Raw genomic sequence first — 25,469 nt, 5'->3', positions numbered from 1 at the left:
TCACCGCATTCCCGATCCGGAGATGCCCTGCACGAAGTAGCGCTGGAGGAACAGGAAGAGCACCAGTACCGGCAGCATCACGACGATCGCGCCGGCCAGCAGCAGCCCGTAGTCGGTGACGTGCGCGGCGGCCTGGCTGGTCGCGGCGAGGCCCACCGGCAGCGTGTAGGTGTCCATGCTCTGGGCGACGATGAGCGGCCAGATGAAGTTGTTCCACGACGACAGGAACGACATGATCGTGATCGTCGCGACCGCCGGACCGGCCAGCGGCAGGAATACGCGGAAGAAGATCCGGAACTCGCCGGCGCCGTCGATGCGGGCCGCCTCCAGCAGCTCGTCGGGGACGGACATCGCGTACTGCCGCATGATGAACACCGACAACGGCAACGCCACGCCCGGCAGCGCGATACCGGTGAGGGTGTCCGCGAGCCCCATGTCCACGGTGAGCACGAACTGCGTGACGAACACCGTGCTGAACGGCACCATCATCGCCGCCATGACCGCGCCGAACGCGATCCGCCGGCCCGCGAAGTCGAGCTTGGCCAGCGCGTACCCGGCGGCCGACGCGGCCACGATGTTGCCGGCCACCACGATCCCCGCGACCAGGACGCTGTTGGCCAGGAACCGTCCGAAACCGGCCGTCCGGAACAGCCGGGTGAAGTTGTCGAGGGTGACGTGGTGCGGGAACCAGGCACCCGGGTCGGAGCGGATCTCGTCGAGGTCGCGCAGCGAGCCGCTCACCACCCAGACGAACGGGAGCAGCGTGAGCAGCGCGCACAGCACCAGCGCGCCGTACAGCAGCGGGCGGGACGGGGACCGGCGGGGCAGGGCCGCCCGGTCGGCGGTCGGTCGGGCGGTCGCGGGCGCGGTGAGGGCGGTCATGAGCGGGACCTCAGCAGTCGGAACTGGACGGCGCTCACCAGGGCCACGAGCAGCAGCATCACGAAGGACGCGGCCGAGGAGACCCCGAACTCGCCCGAGCCGAACTGGTGGTAGGTGTACAGCGCCATCGACTCGGTGGAGCCCAACGGGCCGCCGTTCGTGAGGAGATAGGGCTCGTCGAACACCTGGAGGTAGAAGACGGTCAGCAGGACCGAGACCATGAGGGTGGTGGGCAGCAGCAGGGGCAGGGTGATGTGCCGCAGCTGCTTCCAGCGGCCGGCCCCGTCCAGGGCGGCGGCCTCGTACACGTCCTGCGGTATGGCCTGCAGCCCGGCGAGGAACAGCACCATCGCGGTGCCGAAGTTGCGCCAGACGCCGAGCAGGATCACCACGGGCATCGCCAGGTTCGGGTCGTCCAGCCAGTTCGGTCCGCCGAGACCGACGGCGCCGAGCACCTTGTTGACGGTGCCGTCGGTGTTGAAGGCGTACTGCCAGATCAGGGCGACCGCCACGACGTTGGTGACCACCGGCGCGAAGAAGACCGTACGGAACACCCCGCGCAGCCGCCGGATTCCGGAGTTCAGCGCGACGGCCAGGGCGAATCCGACCCCCATGGTCAGTGGCACCCCGACGGCCACGAAGAGGGCGGTGTTCAGGATGTCCCGCAGGAAGATCTGGTCCCGGAACAGCCGGAGATAGTTCTCCAGGCCCGTGAAGTCGACGGCGAACGGGTGCCGCAGGTCCGCGCCCCGGAGATCGGTGAAACTGAATCCGAGCGCGGCGACGGTGGGGATCGCCGTGTAGAGCAGGAACATGACGGCGAACGGGGCGAGGAACAGCCAGGCGACGGCTGTTCGGCGACCGCTCCGGGAACTCCGGGATATGCGGGAGCCGCGGGGTGTCCGGGAACCGGGGGAGCTCCGGGAACCGCTGGAGCGGCGCACCGGGCGTGGCGTCCCTGGGCCGATGGTCGTGGTCATCCGCCGCTCACTTCGCGCCTGTGCCGAGGCTGACGGCGTACGCCTGGACGTTCGCCGCCGCCTTCGCGGCGCTCTCCTTGCCCTTGGCCACGGCCTCCATCTCCTTGCCCAGCCGCGTCGCGACCTGCTGCCAGGTGCTCACCTGGGGAAACGCCCGGGTGTTCTTCAGCTGGGTGAGGAAGGCGTCGAGGAGCGGCTGGTCCGCGATGGCGGGGTCGTCCCACGCGGAGATGACGGCCGGCAGCGAGCTGTACGCCTTGTACTGCGCCACCTGTGTGCTCGGCTTCGCGAGATACCGGACCAGCTTCCACGACGCGTCCGCGTCGCCGTCGCCCGCGAGCACGCCCCAACTGCCCCCGGCGGAGAAGGAGGTGCTGCCCGAGGCCCCGGCGGGCAGCGGGGCGGTGGCGACGTGGGCGGCGGTCCAGCCCTCCTTCTTCGCGGCGGTGTCGAGCTGTCCGACCACCCACGGGCCGGTGATCATCATGGCTGTCCTGCCCGACACGAAGTACGGCTGCGCGTCGAGGAACGTCGGCCCGCTGGTGTCGGCCGTGCCGGAGGTGAAGAACGACGCGTTGTACCGCAGCGCGTCGACCATGGCCGGGCTGTCGAGGGCCCACTTTCCGCCGGACGAGAGCAGCGAACCGCCGGCCTGCCAGGCGTACATCGCGACGTCCTGGCCGTTGAAGATGTCCCAGCCGATGTCGGCCCCCAGGCCGTGCCCGGCGCCGGCGCCCTGGAGCGCCTTGAGGAACGGCACCGTCTCGTCCCAGGTGGCCGGCGCCTTCACGCCCGCTTTCCTGGCGAGGTCGGCGCGGTAGACGAGCGCGTAGGTGTAGGCGTACCAGGGCACCGTGTAGGCGACGTTTCCGGCCACGCCGGCTGCCCAGAGACTCTCGAAGAAGTCCGCCTTGTCGACGAGGCCGTCCGGGACGGGCCGAAGGATCGCCGGGTCGAGGAACTGCGACTGCGACTCGGGGAAGAACTGGGCGACGTCCGGCCCCTTGCCGGCCGCGATCGCCGACTGGAGCTTCGTGTAGTACTCGGCGTTCGGGATCAGGGTCACCTTCACGGTGACATCGGGGTTCGCGGCCTCGAAGGGCTTGATGACCTTGGCGAGGACATCGGCATCGCCCTGGGCGGCCCAGACGGTGACGGTGCCGGTGGCGGGCGAGGTGCCGACGGGTGCGGCGGTGGTTGTCGCGGCGGCGGTGTCGTCGCCGCGTCCACAGCCCGTGAGGGCGAAAGCGCCGGTGAGAGCGAGGCCTGCGGTCAGCTTGAGGGCGCCGCGTCGGGAGGGGTTGGACACTCGTGGCTCCTGTGCAGGGATTTCAGGGAAAAGAAGCAAATTTGGTCCGATGGACCCCATGGGTGCGATGTCGCCTGTGAGGCTGATGACAAGAAAGGTACGAGCGGGGTATTTCGACCGAGTGGCGGACCCGTCACGAATAATTTCGGAACTTGTAGCGAAATCTGTTCGTGGTGATTTGCGCAATTTATTGGGTTTCGGGTCGCGGCTGTACTCGCGCCGAAAACAGGTGGCGGCCTTCACGGATCGGGGGTCCCGTCCGCGCAAGGTGAGTGCTGATGCTCACTGAGAACGCGTGCGGGGACACCCACCTCTCCCATTGGCCGCGTGTACGAGAGTTCGCCGTGCCGCCGGCCGTGATCGCGACCGCGACGGCCCGCCGCCTGGCCGGGGACTGGGCGGGCGCGGGTGCCGCCGCAGGCATCGATGTCGATCTGAACCTACGGTCCGTGGCACGCCCCACGGCCGCGGACTCGCGGCCCAACTCCGCGCCGATCTAAGCCACTTGGTGCCCGACCTGCTGCGCTGGCCCTGCCGAGGCCAAGGCCGGAGCGGGATCCGGTCCCGGTCCCGATCCCGGACCCGGCATTGGGCCCCGCCCCGGAACCAGCGTGGGTACCGTCATCGTGCGGTTGGGGGGACGGCAGCGGGCCGTCCGTGCCGCGGATCACTGAGGCAGCCACGGGCGGCGGCACCTCCGCGCTGCCGGTCCTGCCCGACGCGGCGACCTGGGTGTTGCCCGACCCGGAACTCCTGCGTACCGGCGCGATCGAGCTGGATCAGCTGCCCCCGCTGGTCGCCTCGGCACTCGTACCGGACCGTCCGCCGACCGGTCCACCCCGGAGCCCGGCCCGGCCCGGTGCGCATCGGGTCGGCAGTCGCGAGCCAACAGCACTGAAAGAATGGGCGGATGCGCACCCCATCATCGCTTCTGTCGGCCTTTCGGCCCCAGGTCCAAGAGCGGCTCTACGACTTCTACGAAGAACTCCGGAGCGCCGACGACCTCTTCTGGGACCGTCGCACGGGCGCCTGGATCGCCACCGGGCACACCGTGGTCAGCAGCGCGGCGAATCACCCGGGACTGTCCTCGGTGCGCTACCCCGACATCCAGGCCGTCCCGGAGGAACTGCGGCCGCTGGCCCGGGTCCTGAGCCGGCAGATGCTCTACAACGACGCCCCCGACCACCCCCGGCTCCGCGCCCTGATCAGCAAGGCGTTCGCTCCACGAGCGGTGACGACACTTCGCGCCCGGATCACCGAAGCCGTAGACCGGATCATCACCGCGGCGGCGCCGACCGGCCGGATGGACATCGTCGCGGACCTCGCCCGGCCCCTCCCGCTCACCATCATCTGCGACCTCCTCGACGTACCGGAGGCGGACCGCGCCGCCGTCGCCTCCTGGTCCGAGCCGGTCGCCGAGGCCATCGGCAACTCCCGGCTCGACGCGGACCGCAACCGCGAGGCCTCGCAGAGCATGGCGGACATGCTCGCGTACCTCCGCGACCTCCTCACCCGCCAGGACACCCCGCCGGCCCCCGGCACCCTGCGCGCGACGGTAACCGCACAGGCCGGGAACAACGACCAGGATCTCGACGAACTCCTCGCCAACTGCGCCCTGTTGCTGATCGCCGGCCACGAGACGACCACCCACTTCATCGGCAACGCCACCCTCGCCCTGCTCCGTCACCCGGACGCGGCCGACCAACTGCGCCGCAGACCCGAGCTGATGCCCGCCGCCGTCGAGGAACTCCTGCGCTACGACGCCCCGGTACAGCTCATGCTGCGCCGGGCGCGGCAGGATCTGGACCTGGCGGGCCGCGAGATCGCCGAGGGACAGACAGTGCTGCTGGTGGGCGGCGCCGCCAACCGGGATCCGGCCGTCTTTCCCGATCCCCATGTGCTGGACTTCGAGCGCGCCGGCTCCGGCGGACGGCACATGGCGTTCGGACACGGCCCGCACTTCTGCCTCGGCGCGGCGCTGGCCCGGCTGGAGGGCGCGATCGTCCTGGAGGCGCTCCTCACCCGCCTCCCCGACCTACGGCTCGACGACACCGAGCCACCGCGATGGCAGCGCAGCCTCAACTTCCGTGGCCTCACCCGCCTGGACGTCGCCTTCACCCCGACCTCCGCCTCCCACACCGGCGCCACGCGGGCCACACCTGCCGACGTGCCGCGCACGGAGACGGGCGAGCCCGGAGCCTCGGTCGGCATGATCGCCCCACGCCACTGACCCGATGTCGCTGACCGCATATCGCTGACCGGCGGGAACGCCCGTCGCGTACCAGGGGCCGGGGCCCCCGATCCACTGTCCGAGCAGGAACCCGGGTGTGTGGAAGGGGCGGAACGGGGGACTTGGTCCACAGGCGAGGTTCGGCGTCCCATGGGGCTGAGCCTGCTCAGGTTCCTCTGGTTCGGACATGGTGCCGGGGGAGCCGTCCGCCCCCCCCGGGGTCACGGAAGGCCGCCCTGCTCGCAGACCCGCCGGGCGACCTCACGGAGCTTGGTGTTGTTCTGCTGCGAGTAACGGCGCAGCACGTCGAAGGCCTGCTCCTCGGTGATGTGGTGGCGGCCCATGAGGATGCCCATCGCCTCACCGATGACGTGGCGGGTGGCGACGGCCCGTTCCATCTGGGCATGGGTGCGGGCGCTGGAGAAGGCGACCGCCGCGTGGGAGGCCAGCAGCCACCCGGCCAGCTCGCTGGCCTCGGTGAAGGCACCGGGTCTGCGGGAGTAGAGATTCAGCGCGCCAAGGTCCTCGTCGTCGGTGAACAGCAGGAAGCCCATCATGCTGCCCACTCCGAGCGCCCGGGCCCGCGGGGCGTAGGCGGGCCAGCGCGACTGCTCGGTGGTGACGTCGGCCATGCGGAAGACCCGTTCTCCCTGGGGATTGTGTGCCGCGTCGAAGCACGGCCCCTCACTCAACCGCTCCTGCAGCTGATCGCTGTCGACGACCAGTTGGTCGGTCGGGGCGAGAGTCTCCACCTTGTCGCCCTGCAGCACCAGGATGCCGGCCGCGTCGCAGCCCTCCACCAGCTCGGTGGCCGACTTGGTGATCCGCTGGAGTGTGGCATTGACCGACTCCTGCGCCAGGAGATCCCGCGCCATCGACGCCATCTGCTGTGCGAACCGTCCCCAGTCCACTTCGTCCTCCGCCTTTTCGCACGGTCCGGACAAGCCTCATACCCAGTTTTTCACGCGTTCCGCAGAACGGCCTCGGTAGCGCCGCGATGGGCCTTCGCTCTCCGTTCCGGTCGACGCTGTCGCCGGCGACGGTTACGGAAGGCGATCAAGGGGCGCATCCGCCACGCAGGTGGCCGCAGCGTGACCAACGGCGTCGGCGGACTCCGCGACGCCGTGCGGCGGCCTGGCCCGCAGTGAACGGTGGGAGCGCTTTCGGCCATAGATCTGACTCCCCGTCAGTTCTCGGTGTTCTCCCCCCGCCCCCACAGGCGGCACGGCAACAGTGAGGCCCGCGGCCCTGGACCAGGGCCATTGAGCCGCAGTCTGCCGTCCCCTCATGCCTGAGGAAGCCATGACTCCCACCCCCCACCTGACCGACATCGCCGCCCGCACCGAGCGGCCGGCCCCGTTCCAGCCCGTCGACCGAACTCTTCTCCCGGACGCGGGCACCGCCACGGTGGACATCGTCGTGCCGGTCCACAACGAGGAACGCGCCCTCCCCGGGTGCCTGCGCACCCTTCACACACGTCTGTCCGCGGGGTTCCCCTTCCCCTGGCGGATCACGGTCGCCGACAACGCCAGCACCGACGACACCCTCGCCACCGCCCGCCGCCTCGCCGACGAACTGCCCGGCGTGGGCGTCGTCCACCTGGACCGGAAGGGGCGCGGGCTGGCCCTGCGCACCGTCTGGGGCGCCAGCGACGCGGACATCGTGGCGTACATGGACGTCGACCTGTCCACCGGCCTCGACGGGCTGCTCCCGCTGGTCGCCCCGCTGGCCAGCGGCCACTCCGACCTCGCGATCGGCTCCCGGCTGGCACCGGGCGCGCGCACGGTGCGCGGGCCGCGCCGCGAGTTCGTCTCCCGCTGCTACAACGGCATCATCCGGCTCACCCACGGTGTCCGCTTCAGCGACGCCCAGTGCGGATTCAAGGCGGCCCGTACGGAGGTGCTCCGGCCGCTGCTGGAGGTGACCCGGGACGACGCGTGGTTCTTCGACACCGAGCTGCTCCTGCTCGCCGAGCACAACGGACTGCGCGTCCACGAGGTGCCGGTCGACTGGGTCGAGGACGTCGACACCCGGGTGGACGTGGTGAGCACCGCCACCGACGACCTGCGGGGCCTGTGGCGCATGGCGCGCCTCAAGGCCTCCGGCGGCGCCCGCGTCGACATCCGACCGCGCCCCGCACCCTCCGCCGAGCACCCCGACGCGGTCCTCGCACCCCCCACGGGGCGTGGCGTGCTGTCGTGGGAGGTCGGTTGCTTCATCGCGATCGGCGTCGTCTCCACGGTCGGGCAGGCCCTCCTGTACTGGCTGGCGCGCGGCTGGTGGACTCCCGCCGTCGCCAACCTGGTCTCGCTGTCCGTCCTCACCGTCCTCAACACCGAGGCGAACCGGCGCCTCACCTTCCGGCACTCCTCCACCGCTCCGGCTCGCGCCCATCTCGGTGCCGGAGGCCTGTTCGTCCTCGGCTACCTGGTGACCTCCGGGGCGGTGCTGTGGTTCAAGTGGCTCGATCCCGGTGCCGCACCGGCCGCCGAGACCGCCGTCCTCGCCGCGGCTTCCGTCGCCGTCACCGGCGTGCGCTTCGCCGCCCTGCGGCTGGCCGTCTTCGCCGGCCCCCGCAGCCGTACCAGCCGACGAGAGCGAAACGAGACATGAGCAACTACGCACACATCACGTCCGTACCGGCGGCCTCGGAGCACGCCGGGAGACGTACGTCCGTCCGCTCGCTGCCCGCCTGGGCGGCACCCGCGGCACTCGGGGCCGTCATGGTGCTCGCGGCGGTCCTGTACGGATGGGCACTGGGTTCCCTGGGCTGGGGCAACAGCTACTACTCGGCGGCCGTGAAGTCGATGGGGAAGAGCTGGACGAACCTCCTTTTCGGCTCCTTCGACCCGGTCGGCGTGGTCACGGTCGACAAGCCGCCGGCCGCGCTGTGGCCGCAGGTGATCAGCAGCAGGATCTTCGGGATGCACGGGTGGGCGCTGATCCTGCCGCAGATGCTCGAAGGAGTGGCCGCGGTGCTGGTGCTGCACCGCACCGTGCGCCGCTGGGCGGGGGAGGGCGCGGCGCTGGTGGCCGCCCTGGTCCTGACCCTCACACCCATCACCGTGGCCATCAACCGGGACAACAACCCCGACACACTGCTGGTCCTGCTGCTGGTGTCGGCGGCGTACGCGCTCACCCGGGCGCTGCAGGCGGAGGGCAGGGCCGCGACCTGGTGGCTGTCCGCGAGCGGCTTCCTGATCGGGTGCGGATTCACCACCAAGATGCTCGCCGCCTGGATGGTCGTCCCCGCGTTCGCCGTCGCCTGGCTCGTGGGAGCGAGCGGCCCCTGGATACCGCGGGTGCGGCGTCTGCTGGGCGCGGGAGCCGTCCTGGCGGCGTCCTCCCTGTGGTGGGTCGCCATGGTCGCCCTGTGGCCGGGCGACCGCCCGTACATCGGCGGCAGCGAGGACGGCTCGGCCTGGGACCTCGTGATCGGCTACAACGGCCTCGGGCGGGTCTTCGGCTCCAGCGACGGAGCACCCCAGGGAATGGGGGGCGGTGGCGGTGGCGGGTTCGCCGGCGGGTTCGGCGGTGAGTCCGGCCCGACCCGGATGTTCGACACACAGGTGGGCGGTCAGATCAGCTGGCTGCTGCCCCTCTGCGGGCTGGCTCTGGCCGGCGCGGTCGTCGTGGCGGTGCTGCACCGTCGCGGGAAGCTGCCCGCCTCCGTCCCGCTGCCGGCCTCCGGCTGGCTGCTGTGGGGAACCTGGCTGGTGGTCTGTGCGGCCGTGTACTCGACCCAGAAGGGCATCTTCCACCCCTACTACACCACCCAGCTCGCCCCGGCCGTCGCCGCCCTGTGCGGCGGGCTGACGGCCGGCCTGGTCCGCCTGCACCGTGCGGGCCTCCGCTGGGCGCCACTGGCCGGCGCGGCCGGGGTCGTGGTGAGCGTGGTCTGGGCTGTGGTGCTGGTTCGTCGTGCACCCGACTGGAACGGCTGGCTGGTCTGGCCGGTGCTGCTCGTCGGCTGCGCCGCCGTACTCCTGCTGGTGCTGGCACGACGGAACGCCCGGCTGCTGACGGCCGCCGTCGGCGCGGCGGTGGCCTCGGTCCTGGTGGCTCCGGGAGCCTGGGCGCTGACCGTGCCCGCCTCCACCGGCATGGGCGGCTCCAACCCGACGGCAGGTCCGACGACGATGGGCTTCGGCGGAGGCGGCGGCATACCCCGACAGGGTGGGAACGGCGGAGGCCTTCCGTCGGGCATGCCGTCCGGGATGCCGTCGAACATGCCGGGCCTCCCCGGCGCCGGCGGGTCCTCGAACGGATCCGGTGCGCCCTCGTCCGGCGGACTGCCGTCCGGGATGCCTTCCGGCATGCCCACGGGTGGCGCGGGCGGCATGCCCGGCACCGGCTCGGGCGGTGTCCCGGGTGGGCGAGGCGGTCCCGGCGGCGGTGGGGAACTCACCGCTGACCAGCGCAAGATCCTCCAGTACGCCGTCAAGCACGCACCCGAAGCGCGCATCAAGCTCGCCGTCGAGGGCGGCGCCCTGTCCGCCGGCGGCTTCATCCTGGGCACCGACGAGAACGTCATCGGCATGGGCGGCTTCACGAACAGCGACAACGCGCCGTCGGTGGCCCAGCTGAAGAAGTGGACCAAGAACGGGGAACTGCGCTACATCCTGGGTTCCGGCACCAACGGCGGCGGGCCGGGCGGCCTGTCCGGCGGATACGCCGAGCAGCGCTCCGACTGGATCGCCGACAACTGCACGAAGGTGCCGGCGTCGTCCTACGGCGGCACGTCCTCGGAGGAGGACAGCGGCGGTGTGATGGGATTCGGGGGAGCCGGCGTGCTCTACGACTGCGCCGCCGAGTAACCCGGTCCGGAGCGAGCACCGCCGGACACCAGGCACCGGACACCGGACGGCAGAACGGATCCGCAGACGTCATGACCGACAGGCCCCCAGCGGCGAGGCCGGGACATCGGCTCCTCGTGGTCGAGGACGAACCCAGCATCCGTACGCTGCTGGAGGCGACGCTCCGCCTGACCGGATACGAGGTGAGCAGCACCGACACCGGGCGGTCGGCCCTCCTGGAGGTCGAACGCCTGGAACCGCACCTGGTGCTGCTCGACGTGATGCTGCCCGACCTGGACGGCTTCGAGGTGACCCGCAGGCTGCGGGCGGCGGGGAACGACTGCCCGATCCTGTTCCTCACCGCCCGCACCGGCACCCACGACCGCGTCAGCGGCCTGCGCGCGGGCGGAGACGACTACGTCTCCAAACCGTTCAGCATCGAGGAGGTCCTGCTGCGCATCGAGGCCATCCTGCGCCGGACGGCTCCGGCCGTCACGGCTCGGGTGCTGCCGAGCGTCCTGAGCTACGCCGACCTGGAACTCGACGAGGGCGCCCACGAGGTGCACCGCGCGGGCGAGTACATCGCGCTGTCACCCACCGAGTTCAAGCTCCTGTCCTACCTCCTGGCGAACGCCGGACAGGTGGTCAGCAAGATGCAGATCCTCGATCACGTCTGGAGCTACGACTTCGCGGGCGACGTCCGGATCATCGAGACGTACGTCCGCTACCTGCGCAGGAAGGTCGACCGCTTCGATCCGCCGCTCATCCAGACCGTGCGCGGGGTCGGCTACAGCCTCCGGCTCTCCCGCGACCACGGAGGGACGCCGGAGCCGTGACCCGCTTCCTGCCGCGGCCGTCCGGATCACTGAGACGACGTCTCGTCCTCGGCGTCACCGTCCTCGCCACCGCGGCCGTCCTGGCCTCCCAGGCCCTCGGCTTCGTGGTGATCCGCTCCTGGCTGCTGGACCGCGTCGACGAGCAGCTCGTCGAGTTCCACCCACCGGCGCCGGCCTTCTACGACGCTCTCGACGGGACACTGCCTGCGCCGGCGGAACAACCGGACATACTGCCCTCGGACTTCCACGTCTACTTCTACGACGGCTCCGGGCGCCTCCTGAACGGCTCGCTGGGCTCCGAAACGAGGCCAGGGCCCCGGTTGACCGACGACGTGCGGGACCTCGGTCTGCGGGACGGGCATCCGGAGACCGTGCCCGCCGCCAGTGGTGACGGCCGCTGGCGAGTGATGCTGAACCCCGGCCCCGGGGGTATGAACGCCGTGGTCACCCTGCCGCTCGACACCGTCGACGGTGCCGCCTCGAAGATCCTGTGGCTGAACGCGGTCCTGCTCGCCGTCACGATCGTCGCCCTGGTCGCGCTGGGCCGGTGGGTGGTCCGGCTGGGGCTGATGCCTCTGACCAGGATGGAACGCACCGCCCAGGACATCACCGAGGGCCGGCTCGACCTGCGCCTGCCCGACACCGATCCGCGCACCGAGATCGGACGCCTCGGCCGGGTCCTGAACTCCATGCTCGACCGCCTCCAGAAGGCGCTGCTGGCCCGTGAGGCGTCCGAGGCCCGGCTGCGTCGGTTCGTCGCCGACGCGGGGCACGAACTGCGCACCCCGCTCACCGTCATCCACGGCTACGCCCAGCTCGCCCTTCGCCCGGAGCGACGCCCGGCGCGGGACGTGCGGGAGGCCAACCGGTTCATCGCGCAGAACGCGGAACGCATGAGCCTGCTCGTCGACGACCTCCAACTGCTCGCCACCCTGGACAAGGAGCCCTCCTACCGGAGGGAACGGGTCGACCTGCTGTCCCTGGCGGCGGACGCGGTCACCGCGACCGTCGGCCACAGCGCCTCCCACCCCGTCGACCTCGGCCCGCTGCACACCCCGGCCGATCCCACCGGAGCCGAGGAACTCGACATCGCGGAGACCGTCGGTGACCCGCACCGGTTGCGTCAGATCCTCGAGAACCTGCTCTCCAACGCCCGCATCCACACCCCGCCGGGCACCCGTGTCCATGTCCGCGTCGGCAGGACCGAGGCTGCTCCGGGAGCCGGCGGCACGGACCGGCCCGGACGCAGCACCGCCTCGCCGCCCCTGCCGGAGGGCCTGCCGATCAGCGTGATCGAGGTCGCGGACGAAGGGCCCGGCCTCGAACCCGTCGACGCCGAGCTCGTCTTCGAGCGCTTCTACCGGGCCGACCCCGCCCGCTCCCGCCTCCACGGCGGCAGCGGCCTCGGCCTGGCCATCGCCGCGACGATCGCCGAGGGCCACGGAGGCCGCCTCGAACTCGACACGGCCCCTGGCGGCGGCTGCACCTTCCGTCTGGTCCTGCCCGCCGCCGACTCCGGTCAGGAACCTCGCTGATCCCGTACGCACCGCCGGCCCGTCGCCGGGAGGGCGTCGACACCGAACGGATCCGCCTCCGCAGACGGCGGGGCTGCTCAGGCCGAACCATGCGAAGTCGGCCGTGGGGATCAGTGCCGTCGGGCTGCCCGACGCGGAGGGGAGAACAGGTGCAGGCCGCATCGTCACCGGTCGAGCCTGTGGACGTGCGTTCAGATGCGACCGGGTGGATCACGGAGCAGGATGTACGGGGCAATCGGCACCCACCCCGAGCCCGGGCCAACTTCCCGGGGCGGGGTCCGGCGGCAGGAATCGCGGACCGAAACTGTCCGCAAGTGGAGCTAGCGTGCGGAGCATGCAGAACACGGCGAAGCAGAACAAGGCGACGACGGTCTCGGCGAAGACGAAGACGGCTTCGGCGAATGCGACCGCGTCAGCCACCCCGACGACGAGCACCGGGCCGGCGTCGACAGCCGTGCCCGCGCCCGCGCCCGCAGCCGCCGCCGCGGCTCCCGTCCTCGGCCCCCGCGCCCTCAACCGCGCGACTCTCGCCCGGCAACTGCTCCTCACCAGGTCGCCGATGTCCGCCAAGGACGCACTCACTCACCTTCTCGGTCTCCAGGCGCAGAACGTGAAGCCCCCGTACTACGCCCTCGCCGCCCGCCTCGACGGGTTCGTCCCCGAGGACCTGTCCCGGCTCATGGCCGACCGGGAGGCCGTCCGCATCGTCACCATGCGCTCGACCATCCACACCCACACCGCCGACGACTGCCTCACCCTGCGCCCGCTCGTCCAGCCCGCCCGGGACCGCGAACTCACCTATTTCCGCAAGGGACTCGTGGGCGTCGACCTCGACCGGCTCACCGCTCTCGCCCGTGACCTCGTCGAGGAAGCGCCACGCACGATGGGGCAACTGCGCGAGGCGCTCCTCGTGGAGTGGCCGGACGCCGACCCGCAGTCCCTGTCCGTCGCCGCCCGCTGCCGGCTCCCGCTCGTCCAGGTCACGCCGCGCGGCCTGTGGGGCCGCAGCGGCCAGGTCGCCCTCACCACCGCCGAGCACTGGCTCGGCCGGGCAGCCGAACCGGACCCGGCCGCGCCGCTGGACACGACCGTGCTCCGCTATCTCGCCGCCTTCGGACCGGCCTCCGTGAAGGACATGCAGACCTGGGCCGGGCTGACCCGGTTGCGCGACGCCTTCGAACGCCTCCGCCCGCGGCTGCTCACCTTTCGGGACGAGCACGGCACCGAGCTCTTCGACCTCCCCGACGCTCCCCGCCCCGACCAGGACACCCCGGCGCCACCGCGTTTCCTGCCCGAGTTCGACAACCTGCTGCTCTCGCACGCGGACCGCACCCGGGTCGTCCCCGCCGACCTCAAGGGCCGTAGCTGGTCCGGCAATCAGGCGCACCGCGTCCTGCTCGTCGACGGTTTCCTCGCGGGCCTGTGGCACCTCACGGACGGCACGCTCACCGTCGAGCCCTTCGGCGACTTCACGAAGGACCAGCGGGCGGCGGTGGCCGAGGAGGGCGAGCGGATGCTCGCGGTGCTCCACGAGGGAACGGCGTACGACATCCGGTTCGCCCCCGCCTCGTAGGGCCTGTCGTAGGCAGCCGGGAGAACGTGGATAGAGGGCGCTGCGGACCGCTCGTGGCCGGTCCGCAACGCCCCCTGGCACTCACCCGAGGGGTACTCGGGAGACTGTGGTGGCTGTACCGCTGGTGGTTACGACGCGACCTGCGTCGCCACCAGGCTGGAGAAGGTGGTCAGCCGGGTGTAGACCCCGGGGTAGCCGGCCTCCGCGCAGCCCTCACCCCAGGAAGTAATACCTGCCAGGACGCCGCCGATCATCAGCGGGCCGCCGCTGTCGCCCTGGCAGGTGTCAACGCCACCGGACGTGTATCCGGCGCAGACCATGTCGCTCGCGATGTAGCTGGAGCCGTACGAGCTGGAGCAGCTGGAGTTGGAGACGGTCGGGACCGTCGCCGTGCGCAGCTGGTTGGAGGAACTGCCGTTCTCGGAGGTGGTGCCCCAGCCGATGATGCGGGCGGTGGTGCCGGCCGCGTACACGCTGGTCTGGGACGAGGTGACGTACGACGCCGTGGTGTACGGCATCGAGGTCGCGAGGGTCAGCACGGCCACGTCGTCGCCGTTGGTGGCGTCCGTGTAGCTCGGGTGGATCCAGATCTTGGTGACCTTGCTGACGGTGCCGTTCGTGCCGTTGAGGTAGGTACGGCCGCCGACGACTCTGACGCTGCTCGTCGTCTCGCCGACCATACAGTGGGCGGCGGTCACGACCTTGGTCGCCGAGACGAGGGTGCCACCGCAGAACTGGTTCTGCGAGGCGTCCGTGATCTGCATGACGTACGGGTAGGCCGACGCGGTGGTGGTCGTACCGCCCACGATGGGCTGGGGTGCGGCGACCGCTGTGGGGGCGGCGATCAGCGCGGTAGAGGCGGCAGCAGCGGTGGCCACCAGAACTGCGGCGGCCTTCTTGGCACGGGCGAGCCCGAACATGGGTTCTCCTCTTGTGGGGATTGCCGGTGGGGGACGCGCGGGTGTGGGGGGTGGTGAACGGAGCGTTGGGGGCTGCTCCGTATGCCCGGCGAGCGGCACATCCACAAGGTAGGAGCCGGATAAGGCCCGTCCCAATGAGGGAACCCCCTAGGGGAGTTGGGGGAGGGAAAACCCTCGGTGGTACGCGGTCGACGGCACGGTACGGTGAGAGCGCAAGGATGGATCGCGCACAGGCACACGACCGTACGGCGGGTACGCGGGCGTCAGTTGGTGTGGCGTCCCGCCGCCAGCCGGACGATGTCCACCCGGGACCGGATCCCCAGCTTCCGGTACACCCGGGTGAGGGTCGCCTCGACGGTCTTGACGCTGATGAACAGGCGTCCGGCGATCTCGCGGTTGGTCGCGCCCTCCATGACGAGCGCCGCGACCTGACGTTCCATCGCGGCGAGCCCGTCGAGCGCGGCGACGGCCTGCGGCTGCTGTACGAGGGGCTGCGGGGCGGGATTCGGCACGGTGGCCGCGTCCACCCGGCGCAGCCAGGGCAGCGCGCGGGACCGTCTGAACAGACGCGCCGCCTCGTCGTACGAGGTAGGGGCGGGGGTGAGCCCGGGCCCCGGTGGTCCGGTGCGCAGCTCCGCCAGGGCGAGGGCGGCCCGCGCCTCCTCAAGTCCGTAGCCCAACTTGGCGAGTCGGTCCTTCGAAGACGTCAACTGGGCCAGAGCCGCATCGCGTTCACCGCGTGCCGCCCGCACCAGCGCCTCCGACCGGTCGAGCACCGCGAGTACGCTCTCGCGCCCCAGCCGCAGCGCGTGGGCGCGCGACACGTCGATGACCTCCTGCGCCTCGTCCAGCTCGCCGACGCCGACCAGCGCCTCCGCGAGGTCGCCCTGCCAGCGTCCGCGCGCCGGGTCGTCGACGCCGAGATCGTGCTCCAACTCCCTTGCCCGGCGCAGCGACTGCACCGCGCCCGGCGCGTCCCCGGCCACCAGCCGGGCGTATCCCAGGGCCGCCTGGGCCCGGGACAGGTACATCAGGTCGCCGTTCTCCTCGGCGTGCTCGACCGACTCCCGGGCCAGTGCCAGCGCCCGGTCCACGTCACCGCCGGACGCCTCCGCCAGCGCGGCGAGCATCCCGGAGGCGACCTCGCCGATGCCGGTGTCCCGGGCCAGCCGCAGGCTCTCCCGGGCCAGGTCGAGCGCCCGGCCGCAGTGCCCGCAGCGCAGTTCGGTCTCGGCGAGGCAGCGCAGGAAGTGCACCTCGCTCTCGACCGATCCGCGTCGGCGCACCTCGCGCAGCAGGGTGGTGATGGTCGCTCGCGCCTCGGGCAGCTGGTCGCTCATCATCAGCCAGCGGAACCGGGCCGAGCCGATGCCGTTGTGATGGACGGTCACCTGCGGGTCCTGGGGCTCCTTGAGGGCGCGTTTGATCGTCGCGGGTGCGTCCGGGTGGCCCATCAGGGTCTCGGTCTGGGCCTGGAAGGAGAGCGCCATCAGCTCCGTGTGCCGGTCGCCGCCGCGTGCGGCGAGCTCCGCCGCGCGTGCGGCCTCCTCGCGGCACTCGGCGAAGTCGCCCTCCACGAGCAGCGCCCGCCAGGCCAGTTGATAGTGGATCAGGGCGAGCAGCCGCGGGTCGTCGCCCGCGTCGGCCAGTGCCTGCGGGAAGACGGAGTCGACCTCCGTCATGGCGTGGCCCGCGGTGTCGATCACGGTGATCCAGGCCCGCACCCGTTCCGCGGGCACCGTGCTCCGGGCGAGCACCTGGCGGGCGACGTCCCGCGCGAGATCCAGCTCACCGGCGGTGATCGAGTCCTCGGCGGCCCGCAGCCGGTGCTCGTCGGGGTTCGGCACACTGTCGGCGGGGGCGTACCGGGCAGCGAGCAGGCCGAGCGAGGAGGCCACCGAGGGCGCCCCGCGGTCCCGGGCCAGCGCGGCGGCCTCGGCGAGGCGTGCGGCCACCTCCGGATCCGTGCCGTCGGTGGCCAGGGCGAGGTGCCGGGCCCGCTCGATGGGGTCGGAGGCGGCCGTGGACAGCGCGGCGTGCGCGGCCCGGCGCTCCTGGGCGCTCGCCTCCGCGTACAGCGCGGCCGAGACGAGGGGATGCGCGAACCGTACGGCCGGACCCTCGGGCTCCGTCGCCAGCAGCCCGAGGGCGGCGGCCTGCGCCGTCTCGGCCTCGGCGTTCTCCCGGCCGGCCGCGTGCAGCAGGGCCAGGGTCGGGCGGGCGCCGGCGCTCACCACGAGAAGGGTGCGACGGGCGTCGTCGGACAGCATCTCCAGGCGGCTGAGCACCAGCGCGCGCAGCGAGGTCGGCACCGGCAGCGGCTCGCCCGGACGCGGGGGCGTGGGGTTCTCGGCCAGGGCGCGGCCCAGTTCGAGGGCGTACAGCGGGTTGCCGGCGCTGGTGCGGTGGATCTCCCGCACGGTCGAGCGCGGGAGGTCGTAGCCCCGGTGTTCCAGGAGGGCCTCCACCTGGGCGCGGGTCAGCGGGTTCACCCGGACCGCCAGGGTGTCCGGTGTGGACGCGCGTAGATAGCGGTCGTACTCCTGTCCGTCCGTCCGCCCCGCGAACACCATCCGGACCGGGTCGTCGCCCAGTCGGCGGGCGGCGAACCCGAGGAGTTCGGTGCTGGCGGTGTCCAGCCACTGGAGATCGTCCGCGACGACGAGAACGGGACCCTTGGCGGCCAGCGCGCGCAGTGCCGACAGCACCGCGAGCCGCAGAGCGAGGCCGTCGCGCTGGAGTGTGGACTCGCCACGGCCGGTGAGCGCCGACTCCAGGGCGACACGCTGGGCGACGGGCAACTGGCCGGCCACCTCGTCGAGCGCGAGACCGAGAAGATCGGCGAGTGCGAGGAACGGGAGATGCGATTCGGACTCCGTGGCGGAGCAACGCAACACGGTCCGTGCCGATTCGCCATATTCCGCGGCCAATGTCCGCAGGACGGTCGACTTTCCTATTCCGGCCGGTCCGTGCAGCAGCACGCTGCCGCCGCGCGACAGCTGCTCGCGCGCCCCGACAAGTGCCTCTTCCCGGCCGATGAGCAGGTCAGAGCGGCATCGGCCAGGCTCCTGGAAGTCCCGTCGCACGGTCACCGCTCCCCTCCTGTGTCGTGTGGGCCCCAATATTAGGCAACAGATCTTTGAATTTCGGACCGGCGGCGTGGTGAGCCGAATAACAGGACGGTTGAGGTATCGGAAAATTCAAGTCACATGTGAATGAATACTCCGTATGCGTGTGCGGAGCGTGACCGCCGACCTCAGGGCAGCAGTCCCGCCCGCCGCGCCGCCACGACCGCCTCCCCACGCGAATGGACGCCGAGTCTGCGCATCGCCGAGCGCAGATACCCCTTCACCGTCTCCGGGCGCAGCCCCAGTCGCTCCGCGGTGACCGCGTTGGACGCCCCCGAGGCGACACACGCCAGGACGTCCAGCTCGCGCGGCGCGAGCTCGACCCCGTCCACCGGCCGCCCCGGGGCCAGCAGACCGCACGCGTCGAGCAGCGCGTCCCGCAACTCCGGATCGGTGATCCGCGGAGCCAGCGCACGCAACGCCGTGTGCGCCTCCCGCACCTGCTCCCACGCCCCGTCGCCCGGCCCCCGGACACCGGTGGGCTCCGGCCGCGCCGCCGCCAGCAGCTCCCGCGCCTGGTCCCGTACGACGAGCGCCTGCTCCACGTCCCGGGCCGCCTCGACCGTCGCGCCGATCATGCGGTCGCCCAGGGGCAGGGCGGTGCGCAGGGCGCCGTACAGGACTCCGCGGACCCGGCGCCGTACGACCACCGGGACCGCCACCACGGAGCGCAGGCCCTCGGCGGCCACCGGGATGTCGTACTCGTGGCTGATCTGCCGGGAGGCGGAGTAGTCCGTCACCGCGCACGGGCGGGCCAGGGCCACGGCCTTGCCGCCCAAACCGTTCCCCGCGGTCACCGCGAGTGCGCGCAGCGCCTGGGTGGAGGTGCCGCTCAGTTCGCTGATGCGCATGTGCCGGCGCCCCGTCTCCACCAGCCCGCCGAAGGCCACCGGCAGCCCGGTCACCCGCCGCAGCCGGGCCAGCGCCCGCTGCACCTCAGTCGCCTCGGCCGTGTCTGCTGCCACGTCATCGCCCCTTCGTCGCGGCTCGCTCGTGGTGTTCGCCGGTCATACGTCGCACTCACCCCCGTTCGGGGGTAGTGAGACCTGCGTCACGGATTACACGATGTCAGAGTGTCGCCCGGCAATGGTCCGGGATCGAGGAGGAGTGATGACGACGGTGACCGAGCGCTTCCGCGAGGCACGGGACTTCCTGCTGGCCCATCGCGAGGACTACGCCACCGCGTACGAGGGTTTCAGCTGGCCGCGCCCCGAGCTCTTCAACTGGGCCCTGGACTGGTTCGACGTCATCGCGGACGGGAACGACCGCACCGCCCTGCACATCGTCGAGGAGGACGGCTCCGAGGCCACGGTGTCCTTCGCCGAGATGTCCGCCCGCTCCCACCGGGTCGCGAACTGGCTGCGCGGACTCGGTATCCGCCCCGAGGACCGGGTCCTGGTCATGCTCGGCAACCAGACGGAGCTGTGGGAGACGGCCCTCGCCGCGATGAAGATCGGCGCCGTCGTCATCCCCGCGACCCCGCTGCTCGGCCCCGCCGACCTGCGTGACCGGGTGGACCGCGGCCGGGTCTCCCACGTCCTGGTCCGCGCCGAGGACACGGGCAAGTTCGACGAGGTCCCCGGCCGCTACACCCGGATCGCGGTGGGCGGCGCCCCCGAGGGCTGGCAGCGGTACGAGGACGCGTACGACGCGCCCGCCGAGTTCACGCCGGACGGGCCGACACACACCGACGACCCCCTGATGCTGTACTTCACCTCCGGCACGACCGCCCGGCCCAAACTCGTCGAGCACACCCACGCCTCGTACCCGATCGGGCACCTCGCGACCATGTACTGGATCGGCCTCAAGCCCGGCGACGTGCATCTGAACATCTCCTCGCCCGGCTGGGCCAAGCACGCCTGGTCCAACCTCTTCGCGCCCTGGAACGCCGAGGCCACCGTCTTCGTCCACAACTACACGCGCTTCGACGCCGCCCGGCTGATGGCGGAGATGGACCGCGCGGGCGTCACCTCCTTCTGCGCCCCGCCGACCGTCTGGCGCATGCTCATCCAGGCCGACCTGACCCAGCTGCGCACCCCGCCGCGTGAGGTCGTGGCCGCCGGCGAGCCGCTCAACCCCGAGGTCATCGAACAGGTGCGCCGCTTCTGGGGCGTCACCATCAGGGACGGCTTCGGCCAGACGGAGACCGCCGTCCAGGTCTCCAACAGCCCCGGCCAGCCCCTGAAGACGGGCTCCATGGGCCGCCCGAGCCCCGGCTACCGGGTCGTTCTCCTCGATCCCGTCTCGGGTGAACCGGGCGCCCCCGAGGGGGAGATCGCGCTCGACCTCGCCACCCGACCGGTCGGTGTGATGACCGGCTACCACGGCGACGCCGACCTCACGGCGGAGGCGATGGCCGGCGGCTTCTACCGCACCGGGGACATCGGCTCGCGCGACGCGGACGGCTACATCACCTACGTCGGCCGCGCCGACGACGTCTTCAAGGCATCCGACTACAAGATCTCCCCCTTCGAGCTGGAGAGCGCGCTGCTTGAGCACGAGGCGGTCGCGGAGGCCGCCGTGGTCCCCGCGCCGGACGAACTGCGCCTGGCCGTACCGAAGGCGTACGTCGTGCTCGCGGCGGGCTGGGAGCCGGGGCCCGACACCGCGAAGGTGCTGTTCGAGCACAGCCGCGAGGTCCTCGCCCCCTACAAGCGGCTGCGCCGACTGGAGTTCGCGGACCTGCCCAAGACCGTGTCCGGCAAGATCCGCCGGATCGAACTGCGCGAGGCGACGGCGGCGGGTTCGGAGAACGAGTACCGCGAGGAGGACTTCCGGTGACTTCGATGACTTCCTACACCCACGGGATCAGCGACACTCCGCTGCTGGGAGACACGATCGGCGCCAACCTGGACCGGGCCGTCGCGAGGTGGCCCGACCGTGAGGTGCTGGTCGACGTGCCCTCAGGACGGCGCTGGACGTACGCCCGGTTCGCGGCGGACGTCGACGAGTTGGCGTACGCGCTGATCGCGAGCGGGATCGCCGCGGGCGACCGGGTGGGGATCTGGGCGGTGAACTGCCCCGAGTGGGTGCTGGTCCAGTACGCCACCGCGCGGATCGGCGCGGTCATGGTGAACATCAACCCGGCCTACCGCACCCATGAGGTCGAGTACGTCCTCAAGCAGGCCGGGATCTCGCTGCTCTTCGCCTCTCTCAGCCACAAGGCGAGCGACTACCGGGCGATGGTCGAGCAAGTGCGGGGCGGGTGCCCGCAGTTGCGGGAGACCGTGTACATCGGGGACCCGAGCTGGGACGCGCTGATCGCGCGCGGCACCCCGGTGCCGTTCCCGGAGCTGTCCTGCGACGACCCGATCAACATCCAGTACACCTCGGGCACGACAGGCTTCCCCAAGGGGGCCACGCTCTCCCACCACAACATCCTCAACAACGGTTATTTCGTCGGGGAGTTGATCGCCTACACGGAGCAGGACCGGGTGTGCGTCCCGGTGCCGTTCTACCACTGCTTCGGCATGGTGATGGGCAACCTCGCGGCCACCTCGCACGGTGCGTGCGTGGTGATCCCCGCCCCCTCCTTCGAACCGGCGGCGACCCTGCGGGCGGTGGCCCAGGAGCGCTGCACCTCGCTGTACGGCGTACCGACCATGTTCATCGCGGAGCTGAACCTCTCCGACTTCGCGACGTACGACCTGTCGTCCCTGCGCACCGGCATCATGGCGGGCTCGCCCTGCCCGGTCGAGGTGATGAAACGGGTGGTCGCCGAGATGCACATGGCCGAGGTGTCCATCTGCTACGGCATGACGGAGACCTCCCCCGTGTCCCTCCAGACGCGCCGGGACGACGACCTGGAACACCGCACCGGCACGGTCGGCAGGGTCCTGCCGCACATCGAGGTCAAGGTCGTCGACCCGGCGAACGGGACGACCCAACCCCGTGGCACGGCAGGGGAGTTGTGCACGCGCGGCTACAGCGTGATGCTCGGCTACTGGCAGGAGCCCGAGAAGACCGCCGAGTCGGTCGACCCCGGCCGCTGGATGCACACCGGCGACCTCGCGACGATGCGCGAGGACGGCTACGTCGAGATCGTCGGCCGCATCAAGGACATGATCATCCGGGGTGGCGAGAACATCTACCCGCGCGAGATCGAGGAGTTCCTGTACGGCCATCCGAAGATCGCCGACGTCCAGGTGGTCGGAGTGCCGCACGAGCGGTACGGCGAGGAGGTCCTCGCCTGTGTCATCCCGCACGGGGACACCGAACCGCTCACCCTCGCCGAGCTACGGGCCTTCTGCGAGGGGCGGTTGGCCCACTACAAGATCCCGAGCCGGCTGCGGGTGCTGGACGCCTTCCCGATGACGGTGTCGGGGAAGGTGCGCAAGGTGGAGCTGCGCGAGAGGTACGCCGGGGAGTGAGTTCGCCGCAGGGGGGGCGCCGGACGCGCCTCAGACTCCCGTGGCGTCGAGGTCGTCGGCCGGGCTGTTGACCGGCTGCGGGGTGCCGGTCAGGTCGAGGACGAAGAGGGGGACGCCGAGGTTCTCGGCACCGGCGCGGGCCTCGTCCTCGTACCCGGCGAGGGAGAAGTAGACGCAGTCCGAGGACTCCGTCATGGCCGTCAGCCACAGGCACTCGATGTCCCGCAGCGATGCCGGGCTCACCGTCGGGTCGACCTGCGCCAGGACTCCGCGGGCGGCGAGCCCCACGCCTGACGGGGGGCGCTGGTCCGCGCGGCGGATGTCCTGGTAGCCGAGCCAGCGCAGATAGAGGGCGGCGGCGGTGACGGCGTCACGCGCGGTGCGGATGGTGACCGGCTGGAAGGCGCGCCGGGGGCGGGCGGAAGGCTGGGGTGCGCGCAGGGCGCCCGGGAGTTTGGCGGTGCCGGGCGGCGGCTGGACGTCCCTCGCCCGCGAGTCCGCCGCACGGGCGGCCGTCGGCCGGGTGTCCGCGGCGGACCGCGCCACCGGGATACGCAGAACCGTGCCGCAGGGGCAGCCCAGTTCGGGATGCGGCCACTGGTCCCGCCGACCGCAGGCCGTACAGTCCACGGTGATCCACTGCTCGTCCCAGACGCGGTGGGTGACGGCCGTCGCCGTCGCCCGCGGGTCGAGCGACGGTCTGACCGGCGCACCGCACGCGCACGGGTAGGACGGCGCCGCGTACAGATGCTCGCGCAGGCAGGCCGGACACCGCACCGGCATGCTCTCGGCCATGGCCAACTCCACTACGTGACGTCGGGGTCAGAGCCCCATCGTGCTCCACCGGACCCCCGCTTGTCCGTCTCTTGACGGCCTTGGCGAGCACACTTACATTGTTTCCAGATAGCAGAAAACTAATTCCACAATGCGGAAGCAGTGTGGAGGCGGTACGGAAGGTCCGAACAAGGTCACGGAAGCTTTCTCTCTCCGCGGGGCGCGACGGGAGTACGAATCCGAGGAGTTGCTCAATGGCTCGTATGACCGCTGCCCGCGCGGCAGTCGAGATCCTCAAGCGAGAGGGCGTCACGCACGCGTTCGGTGTTCCGGGCGCGGCGATCAACCCCTTCTACGCGGCACTCGGCGCCGTCGGCGGGATCAGTCACACCCTCGCCCGTCATGTCGAGGGCGCCTCGCACATGGCCGAGGGCTACACTCGCACCCACCCCGGCAACATCGGTGTCTGCGTGGGCACTTCGGGTCCGGCGGGCACAGACATGATCACCGGGCTGTACTCCGCGACGGGTGACTCTATCCCGATCCTCTGCATCACGGGGCAGGCACCCACGGCGGTGATCCACAAGGAGGACTTCCAGGCGGTCGACATCGCCTCCATCGCCCGGCCGGTCACGAAGACGGCCACCACCGTGCTGGAGGCGGGCCAGGTCCCCGGCGTTCTCCAGCAGGCCTTCCATCTGATGCGCTCGGGCCGCCCCGGGCCGGTCCTGGTCGACCTGCCGGTCGACGTCCAGCAGACGGAGATCGAGTTCGACCCGGAGACCTACGCACCGCTGCCCGTCCACAAGCCGGCCGCGACCCGCGCCCAGATCGAGAAGGCGCTCACACTGCTGAACGCGTCGAGCCGGCCGCTGATCGTGGCCGGGGGCGGCATCATCAACGCCGACGCGGCCGAACTCCTCGTGGAGTTCGCCGAGTTGACGGGCGTGCCGGTCGTCCCCACCCTCATGGGCTGGGGCGCGCTGCCGGACGACCACGACCTGAACGCCGGGATGGTCGGCCTCCAGACCTCGCACCGCTACGGCAACGCCACCTTCCTGGAGTCCGACTTCGTCCTCGGGATCGGCAACCGCTGGGCCAACCGCCACACCGGCCGGCTCGACGTCTACACAGCCGGCCGCACCTTCGTCCACGTGGACATCGAACCCACCCAGATCGGCCGCATCTTCGCCCCCGACTACGGCATCGCCTCCGACGCGAAGGCCGCGCTGGAGCTGTTCGTCACGGTGGCACGGGAGTTGAGGGACGCGGGCGGCCTCCCCGACCGCTCCGAGTGGGCGGCGGCGGCCCAGGAACGCAGGGCCCGCCTCCAGCGGCGTACGCACTTCGACGACATCCCGATCAAGCCGCAGCGCGTGTACGAGGAGATGAACAGGGTCTTCGGCCCCGAGACGCGGTACGTGACGACGATCGGCCTGTCCCAGATCGCCGGCGCCCAGCTGCTGCACGTCTACCGGCCCCGTCACTGGATCAACTGCGGCCAGGCGGGCCCCCTCGGCTGGACGATCCCGGCGGCGCTGGGTGTCGCCGTCGCCGACCCGGAGGCGTCCGTGGTGGCCCTCTCCGGCGACTACGACTTCCAGTTCATGATCGAGGAGCTGGCGGTCGGCGCCCAGCACCGCATCCCGTACGTCCATGTCCTGGTGAACAACTCCTACCTGGGCCTGATCCGGCAGGCGCAGCGGGCCTTCGGCATCGACTTCCAGGTCAACCTGGAGTTCGACAACCTCAACTCGCCCGAACTGGGCGCCTACGGTGTCGACCACGTCAAGGTCGCCGAGGGGCTCGGCTGCAAGGCGATCCGGGTGACGGACCCGGCGGAACTGGCCACCGCGTTCGAGCAGGCCAGGAAGCTCGCGGCGGAGCACCGGGTGCCGGTGGTCGTCGAGGTGATCCTGGAGCGCGTCACGAACATCTCCATGTCGACGACCAACGACATAGGAAACGTGGTGGAGTTCGAGGACATCGCGACCGAGCCGGGCCATGCGCCGACCTCGATACGGACGCTCCGGATCTGACGCCGAGCATGGAAGAAGGGGGTGCCCATGGGCACCCCCTCTGCGTTTCCCCCGTTGTTCCCCCGTGCGTCGTTCCCCGTGCTGTTCCCCTTGTTCC

17 protein-coding genes and 1 pseudogene are annotated in these 25,469 nt (G+C 71.2%); 10 read left to right on the top strand and 8 right to left on the bottom strand.

The genetic code is table 11. The features are described 5' to 3' along the window. Genes PV734_RS08485 through PV734_RS08475 form a run of 3 tightly spaced genes read right to left on the bottom strand, consistent with a single transcriptional unit; the run spans position 1 to position 3,171 of the window. Positions 1-882: a carbohydrate ABC transporter permease gene (locus PV734_RS08485; RefSeq protein ID WP_319097348.1), complete on the bottom strand. Its 882-nt coding sequence runs from the start codon at positions 880-882 to the stop codon at positions 1-3. Continuing rightward, positions 879-1,862 carry a sugar ABC transporter permease gene (locus PV734_RS08480; RefSeq protein WP_319289127.1) on the bottom strand — a complete coding sequence of 328 codons (984 nt, stop codon included), beginning with the start codon at positions 1,860-1,862 and terminating at the stop codon, positions 879-881. The genes PV734_RS08485 and PV734_RS08480 overlap by 4 nt, the downstream gene beginning before the upstream one ends. Positions 1,863-1,869: 7 nt before the next feature. After that, positions 1,870-3,171 (bottom strand): extracellular solute-binding protein, encoded by a 1,302-nt coding sequence (locus PV734_RS08475; RefSeq protein WP_319097346.1) that lies wholly within the window; start codon positions 3,169-3,171, stop codon positions 1,870-1,872. A 278-nt stretch (positions 3,172-3,449) separates the two neighbouring features. Between PV734_RS08475 and PV734_RS45790 the strand changes: the two are divergent. Together PV734_RS45790 and PV734_RS08465 are read left to right on the top strand one after the other, a co-directional pair. After that, positions 3,450-4,041: pseudogene (locus PV734_RS45790) on the top strand (hypothetical protein); the annotation flags it as partial. A gap of 40 nt (positions 4,042-4,081) precedes the next feature. After that, positions 4,082-5,401 (top strand): cytochrome P450, encoded by a 1,320-nt coding sequence (locus tag PV734_RS08465; protein ID WP_319097345.1) that lies wholly within the window; start codon positions 4,082-4,084, stop codon positions 5,399-5,401. Positions 5,402-5,622: 221 nt separating this feature from the next. Here PV734_RS08465 and PV734_RS08460 read toward each other — a convergent pair whose 3' ends face one another. After that, positions 5,623-6,285, bottom strand: coding sequence for a GAF and ANTAR domain-containing protein (locus PV734_RS08460; RefSeq protein WP_415924175.1), 663 nt, complete (start codon positions 6,283-6,285; stop codon positions 5,623-5,625). A gap of 418 nt (positions 6,286-6,703) precedes the next feature. Here PV734_RS08460 and PV734_RS08455 point away from each other — a divergent pair, with 418 nt between their 5' ends. The 5 genes from PV734_RS08455 (at position 6,704) to PV734_RS08435 (ending at position 14,141) form a co-directional block, all read left to right on the top strand. Beyond that, positions 6,704-8,014, top strand: a complete 1,311-nt coding sequence (locus PV734_RS08455) for a glycosyltransferase (protein WP_319289126.1) — start codon at positions 6,704-6,706, stop codon at positions 8,012-8,014. Further along, a complete protein-coding gene (locus tag PV734_RS08450; protein WP_319289125.1) occupies positions 8,011-10,218 on the top strand; it encodes an ArnT family glycosyltransferase in 2,208 nt (735 codons plus the stop codon). Before PV734_RS08455 ends, PV734_RS08450 begins: the two co-directional genes overlap by 4 nt. A 71-nt stretch (positions 10,219-10,289) precedes the next feature. Continuing rightward, a complete protein-coding gene (locus tag PV734_RS08445) occupies positions 10,290-11,033 on the top strand; it encodes a response regulator transcription factor (RefSeq protein ID WP_319097341.1) in 744 nt (247 codons plus the stop codon). After that, positions 11,030-12,568 (top strand): HAMP domain-containing sensor histidine kinase, encoded by a 1,539-nt coding sequence (locus tag PV734_RS08440; RefSeq protein WP_319289124.1) that lies wholly within the window; start codon positions 11,030-11,032, stop codon positions 12,566-12,568. The genes PV734_RS08445 and PV734_RS08440 overlap by 4 nt, the downstream gene beginning before the upstream one ends. Before the next feature lie 334 nt (positions 12,569-12,902). Then, entirely contained in the window at positions 12,903-14,141 is a 1,239-nt protein-coding gene (locus PV734_RS08435; protein WP_319097339.1) for a winged helix DNA-binding domain-containing protein, read from the top strand. A gap of 128 nt (positions 14,142-14,269) precedes the next feature. Here PV734_RS08435 and PV734_RS08430 read toward each other — a convergent pair whose 3' ends face one another. From PV734_RS08430 to PV734_RS08420, 3 genes are all read right to left on the bottom strand, one after another. After that, positions 14,270-15,061 (bottom strand): serine protease, encoded by a 792-nt coding sequence (locus PV734_RS08430; protein ID WP_319097338.1) that lies wholly within the window; start codon positions 15,059-15,061, stop codon positions 14,270-14,272. A gap of 263 nt (positions 15,062-15,324) precedes the next feature. Next, on the bottom strand, positions 15,325-18,153 hold the full coding sequence (locus tag PV734_RS08425) for a helix-turn-helix transcriptional regulator (RefSeq protein WP_319097337.1): 2,829 nt from the start codon (positions 18,151-18,153) through the stop codon (positions 15,325-15,327). Positions 18,154-18,317: 164 nt separating this feature from the next. Further along, positions 18,318-19,154, bottom strand: a complete 837-nt coding sequence (locus tag PV734_RS08420) for a response regulator transcription factor (protein WP_319097336.1) — start codon at positions 19,152-19,154, stop codon at positions 18,318-18,320. 145 nt (positions 19,155-19,299) lie between these two features. On the opposite strand from PV734_RS08420, the gene PV734_RS08415 reads away from it, so the two are divergent. Further along, complete coding sequence (locus tag PV734_RS08415; RefSeq protein ID WP_319289123.1) at positions 19,300-20,970, top strand: AMP-binding protein; 1,671 nt, start codon at positions 19,300-19,302, stop codon at positions 20,968-20,970. A gap of 5 nt (positions 20,971-20,975) precedes the next feature. Then, positions 20,976-22,559 carry an AMP-binding protein gene (locus tag PV734_RS08410; RefSeq protein WP_319097417.1) on the top strand — a complete coding sequence of 528 codons (1,584 nt, stop codon included), beginning with the start codon at positions 20,976-20,978 and terminating at the stop codon, positions 22,557-22,559. Positions 22,560-22,589: 30 nt separating this feature from the next. On the opposite strand, the gene PV734_RS08405 is transcribed toward PV734_RS08410, so the two are convergent. Then, entirely contained in the window at positions 22,590-23,354 is a 765-nt protein-coding gene (locus PV734_RS08405; RefSeq protein ID WP_319289122.1) for a hypothetical protein, read from the bottom strand. 233 nt (positions 23,355-23,587) lie between these two features. On the opposite strand from PV734_RS08405, the gene gcl reads away from it, so the two are divergent. Beyond that, on the top strand, positions 23,588-25,372 hold the full coding sequence (gene gcl, locus PV734_RS08400) for a glyoxylate carboligase (protein WP_319097332.1): 1,785 nt from the start codon (positions 23,588-23,590) through the stop codon (positions 25,370-25,372). The last annotated feature ends 97 nt before the right edge of the window (positions 25,373-25,469 follow it).

This window comes from Streptomyces sp. AK08-02, from assembly GCF_033795085.1.
Classification (GTDB): Bacteria; Actinomycetota; Actinomycetes; order Streptomycetales; family Streptomycetaceae; genus Streptomyces; species Streptomyces echiniscabiei.
The sequence above is the reverse complement of the archived record's forward strand: the minus strand, read 5'-3'. Positions and strand labels throughout refer to the sequence as shown.

Excerpts from the sequence above, each read along its gene's own strand:
- PV734_RS08485 (WP_319097348.1), bottom strand. The coding sequence starts at position 882 with ATGACCGCCCTCACCGCGCCCGCGACCGCCCGACCGACCGCCGACCGG.
- PV734_RS08480 (WP_319289127.1), bottom strand. The coding sequence starts at position 1,862 with ATGACCACGACCATCGGCCCAGGGACGCCACGCCCGGTGCGCCGCTCC.
- PV734_RS08465 (WP_319097345.1), top strand. The coding sequence starts at position 4,082 with ATGCGCACCCCATCATCGCTTCTGTCGGCCTTTCGGCCCCAGGTCCAA.
- PV734_RS08460 (WP_415924175.1), bottom strand. The coding sequence starts at position 6,285 with ATGGCGTCGATGGCGCGGGATCTCCTGGCGCAGGAGTCGGTCAATGCC.
- PV734_RS08455 (WP_319289126.1), top strand. The coding sequence starts at position 6,704 with ATGACTCCCACCCCCCACCTGACCGACATCGCCGCCCGCACCGAGCGG.
- PV734_RS08450 (WP_319289125.1), top strand. The coding sequence starts at position 8,011 with ATGAGCAACTACGCACACATCACGTCCGTACCGGCGGCCTCGGAGCAC.
- PV734_RS08445 (WP_319097341.1), top strand. The coding sequence starts at position 10,290 with ATGACCGACAGGCCCCCAGCGGCGAGGCCGGGACATCGGCTCCTCGTG.
- PV734_RS08435 (WP_319097339.1), top strand. The coding sequence starts at position 12,903 with ATGCAGAACACGGCGAAGCAGAACAAGGCGACGACGGTCTCGGCGAAG.
- PV734_RS08430 (WP_319097338.1), bottom strand. The coding sequence starts at position 15,061 with ATGTTCGGGCTCGCCCGTGCCAAGAAGGCCGCCGCAGTTCTGGTGGCC.
- PV734_RS08415 (WP_319289123.1), top strand. The coding sequence starts at position 19,300 with ATGACGACGGTGACCGAGCGCTTCCGCGAGGCACGGGACTTCCTGCTG.
- PV734_RS08410 (WP_319097417.1), top strand. The coding sequence starts at position 20,976 with ATGACTTCCTACACCCACGGGATCAGCGACACTCCGCTGCTGGGAGAC.
- PV734_RS08405 (WP_319289122.1), bottom strand. The coding sequence starts at position 23,354 with ATGGCCGAGAGCATGCCGGTGCGGTGTCCGGCCTGCCTGCGCGAGCAT.
- gcl (WP_319097332.1), top strand. The coding sequence starts at position 23,588 with ATGGCTCGTATGACCGCTGCCCGCGCGGCAGTCGAGATCCTCAAGCGA.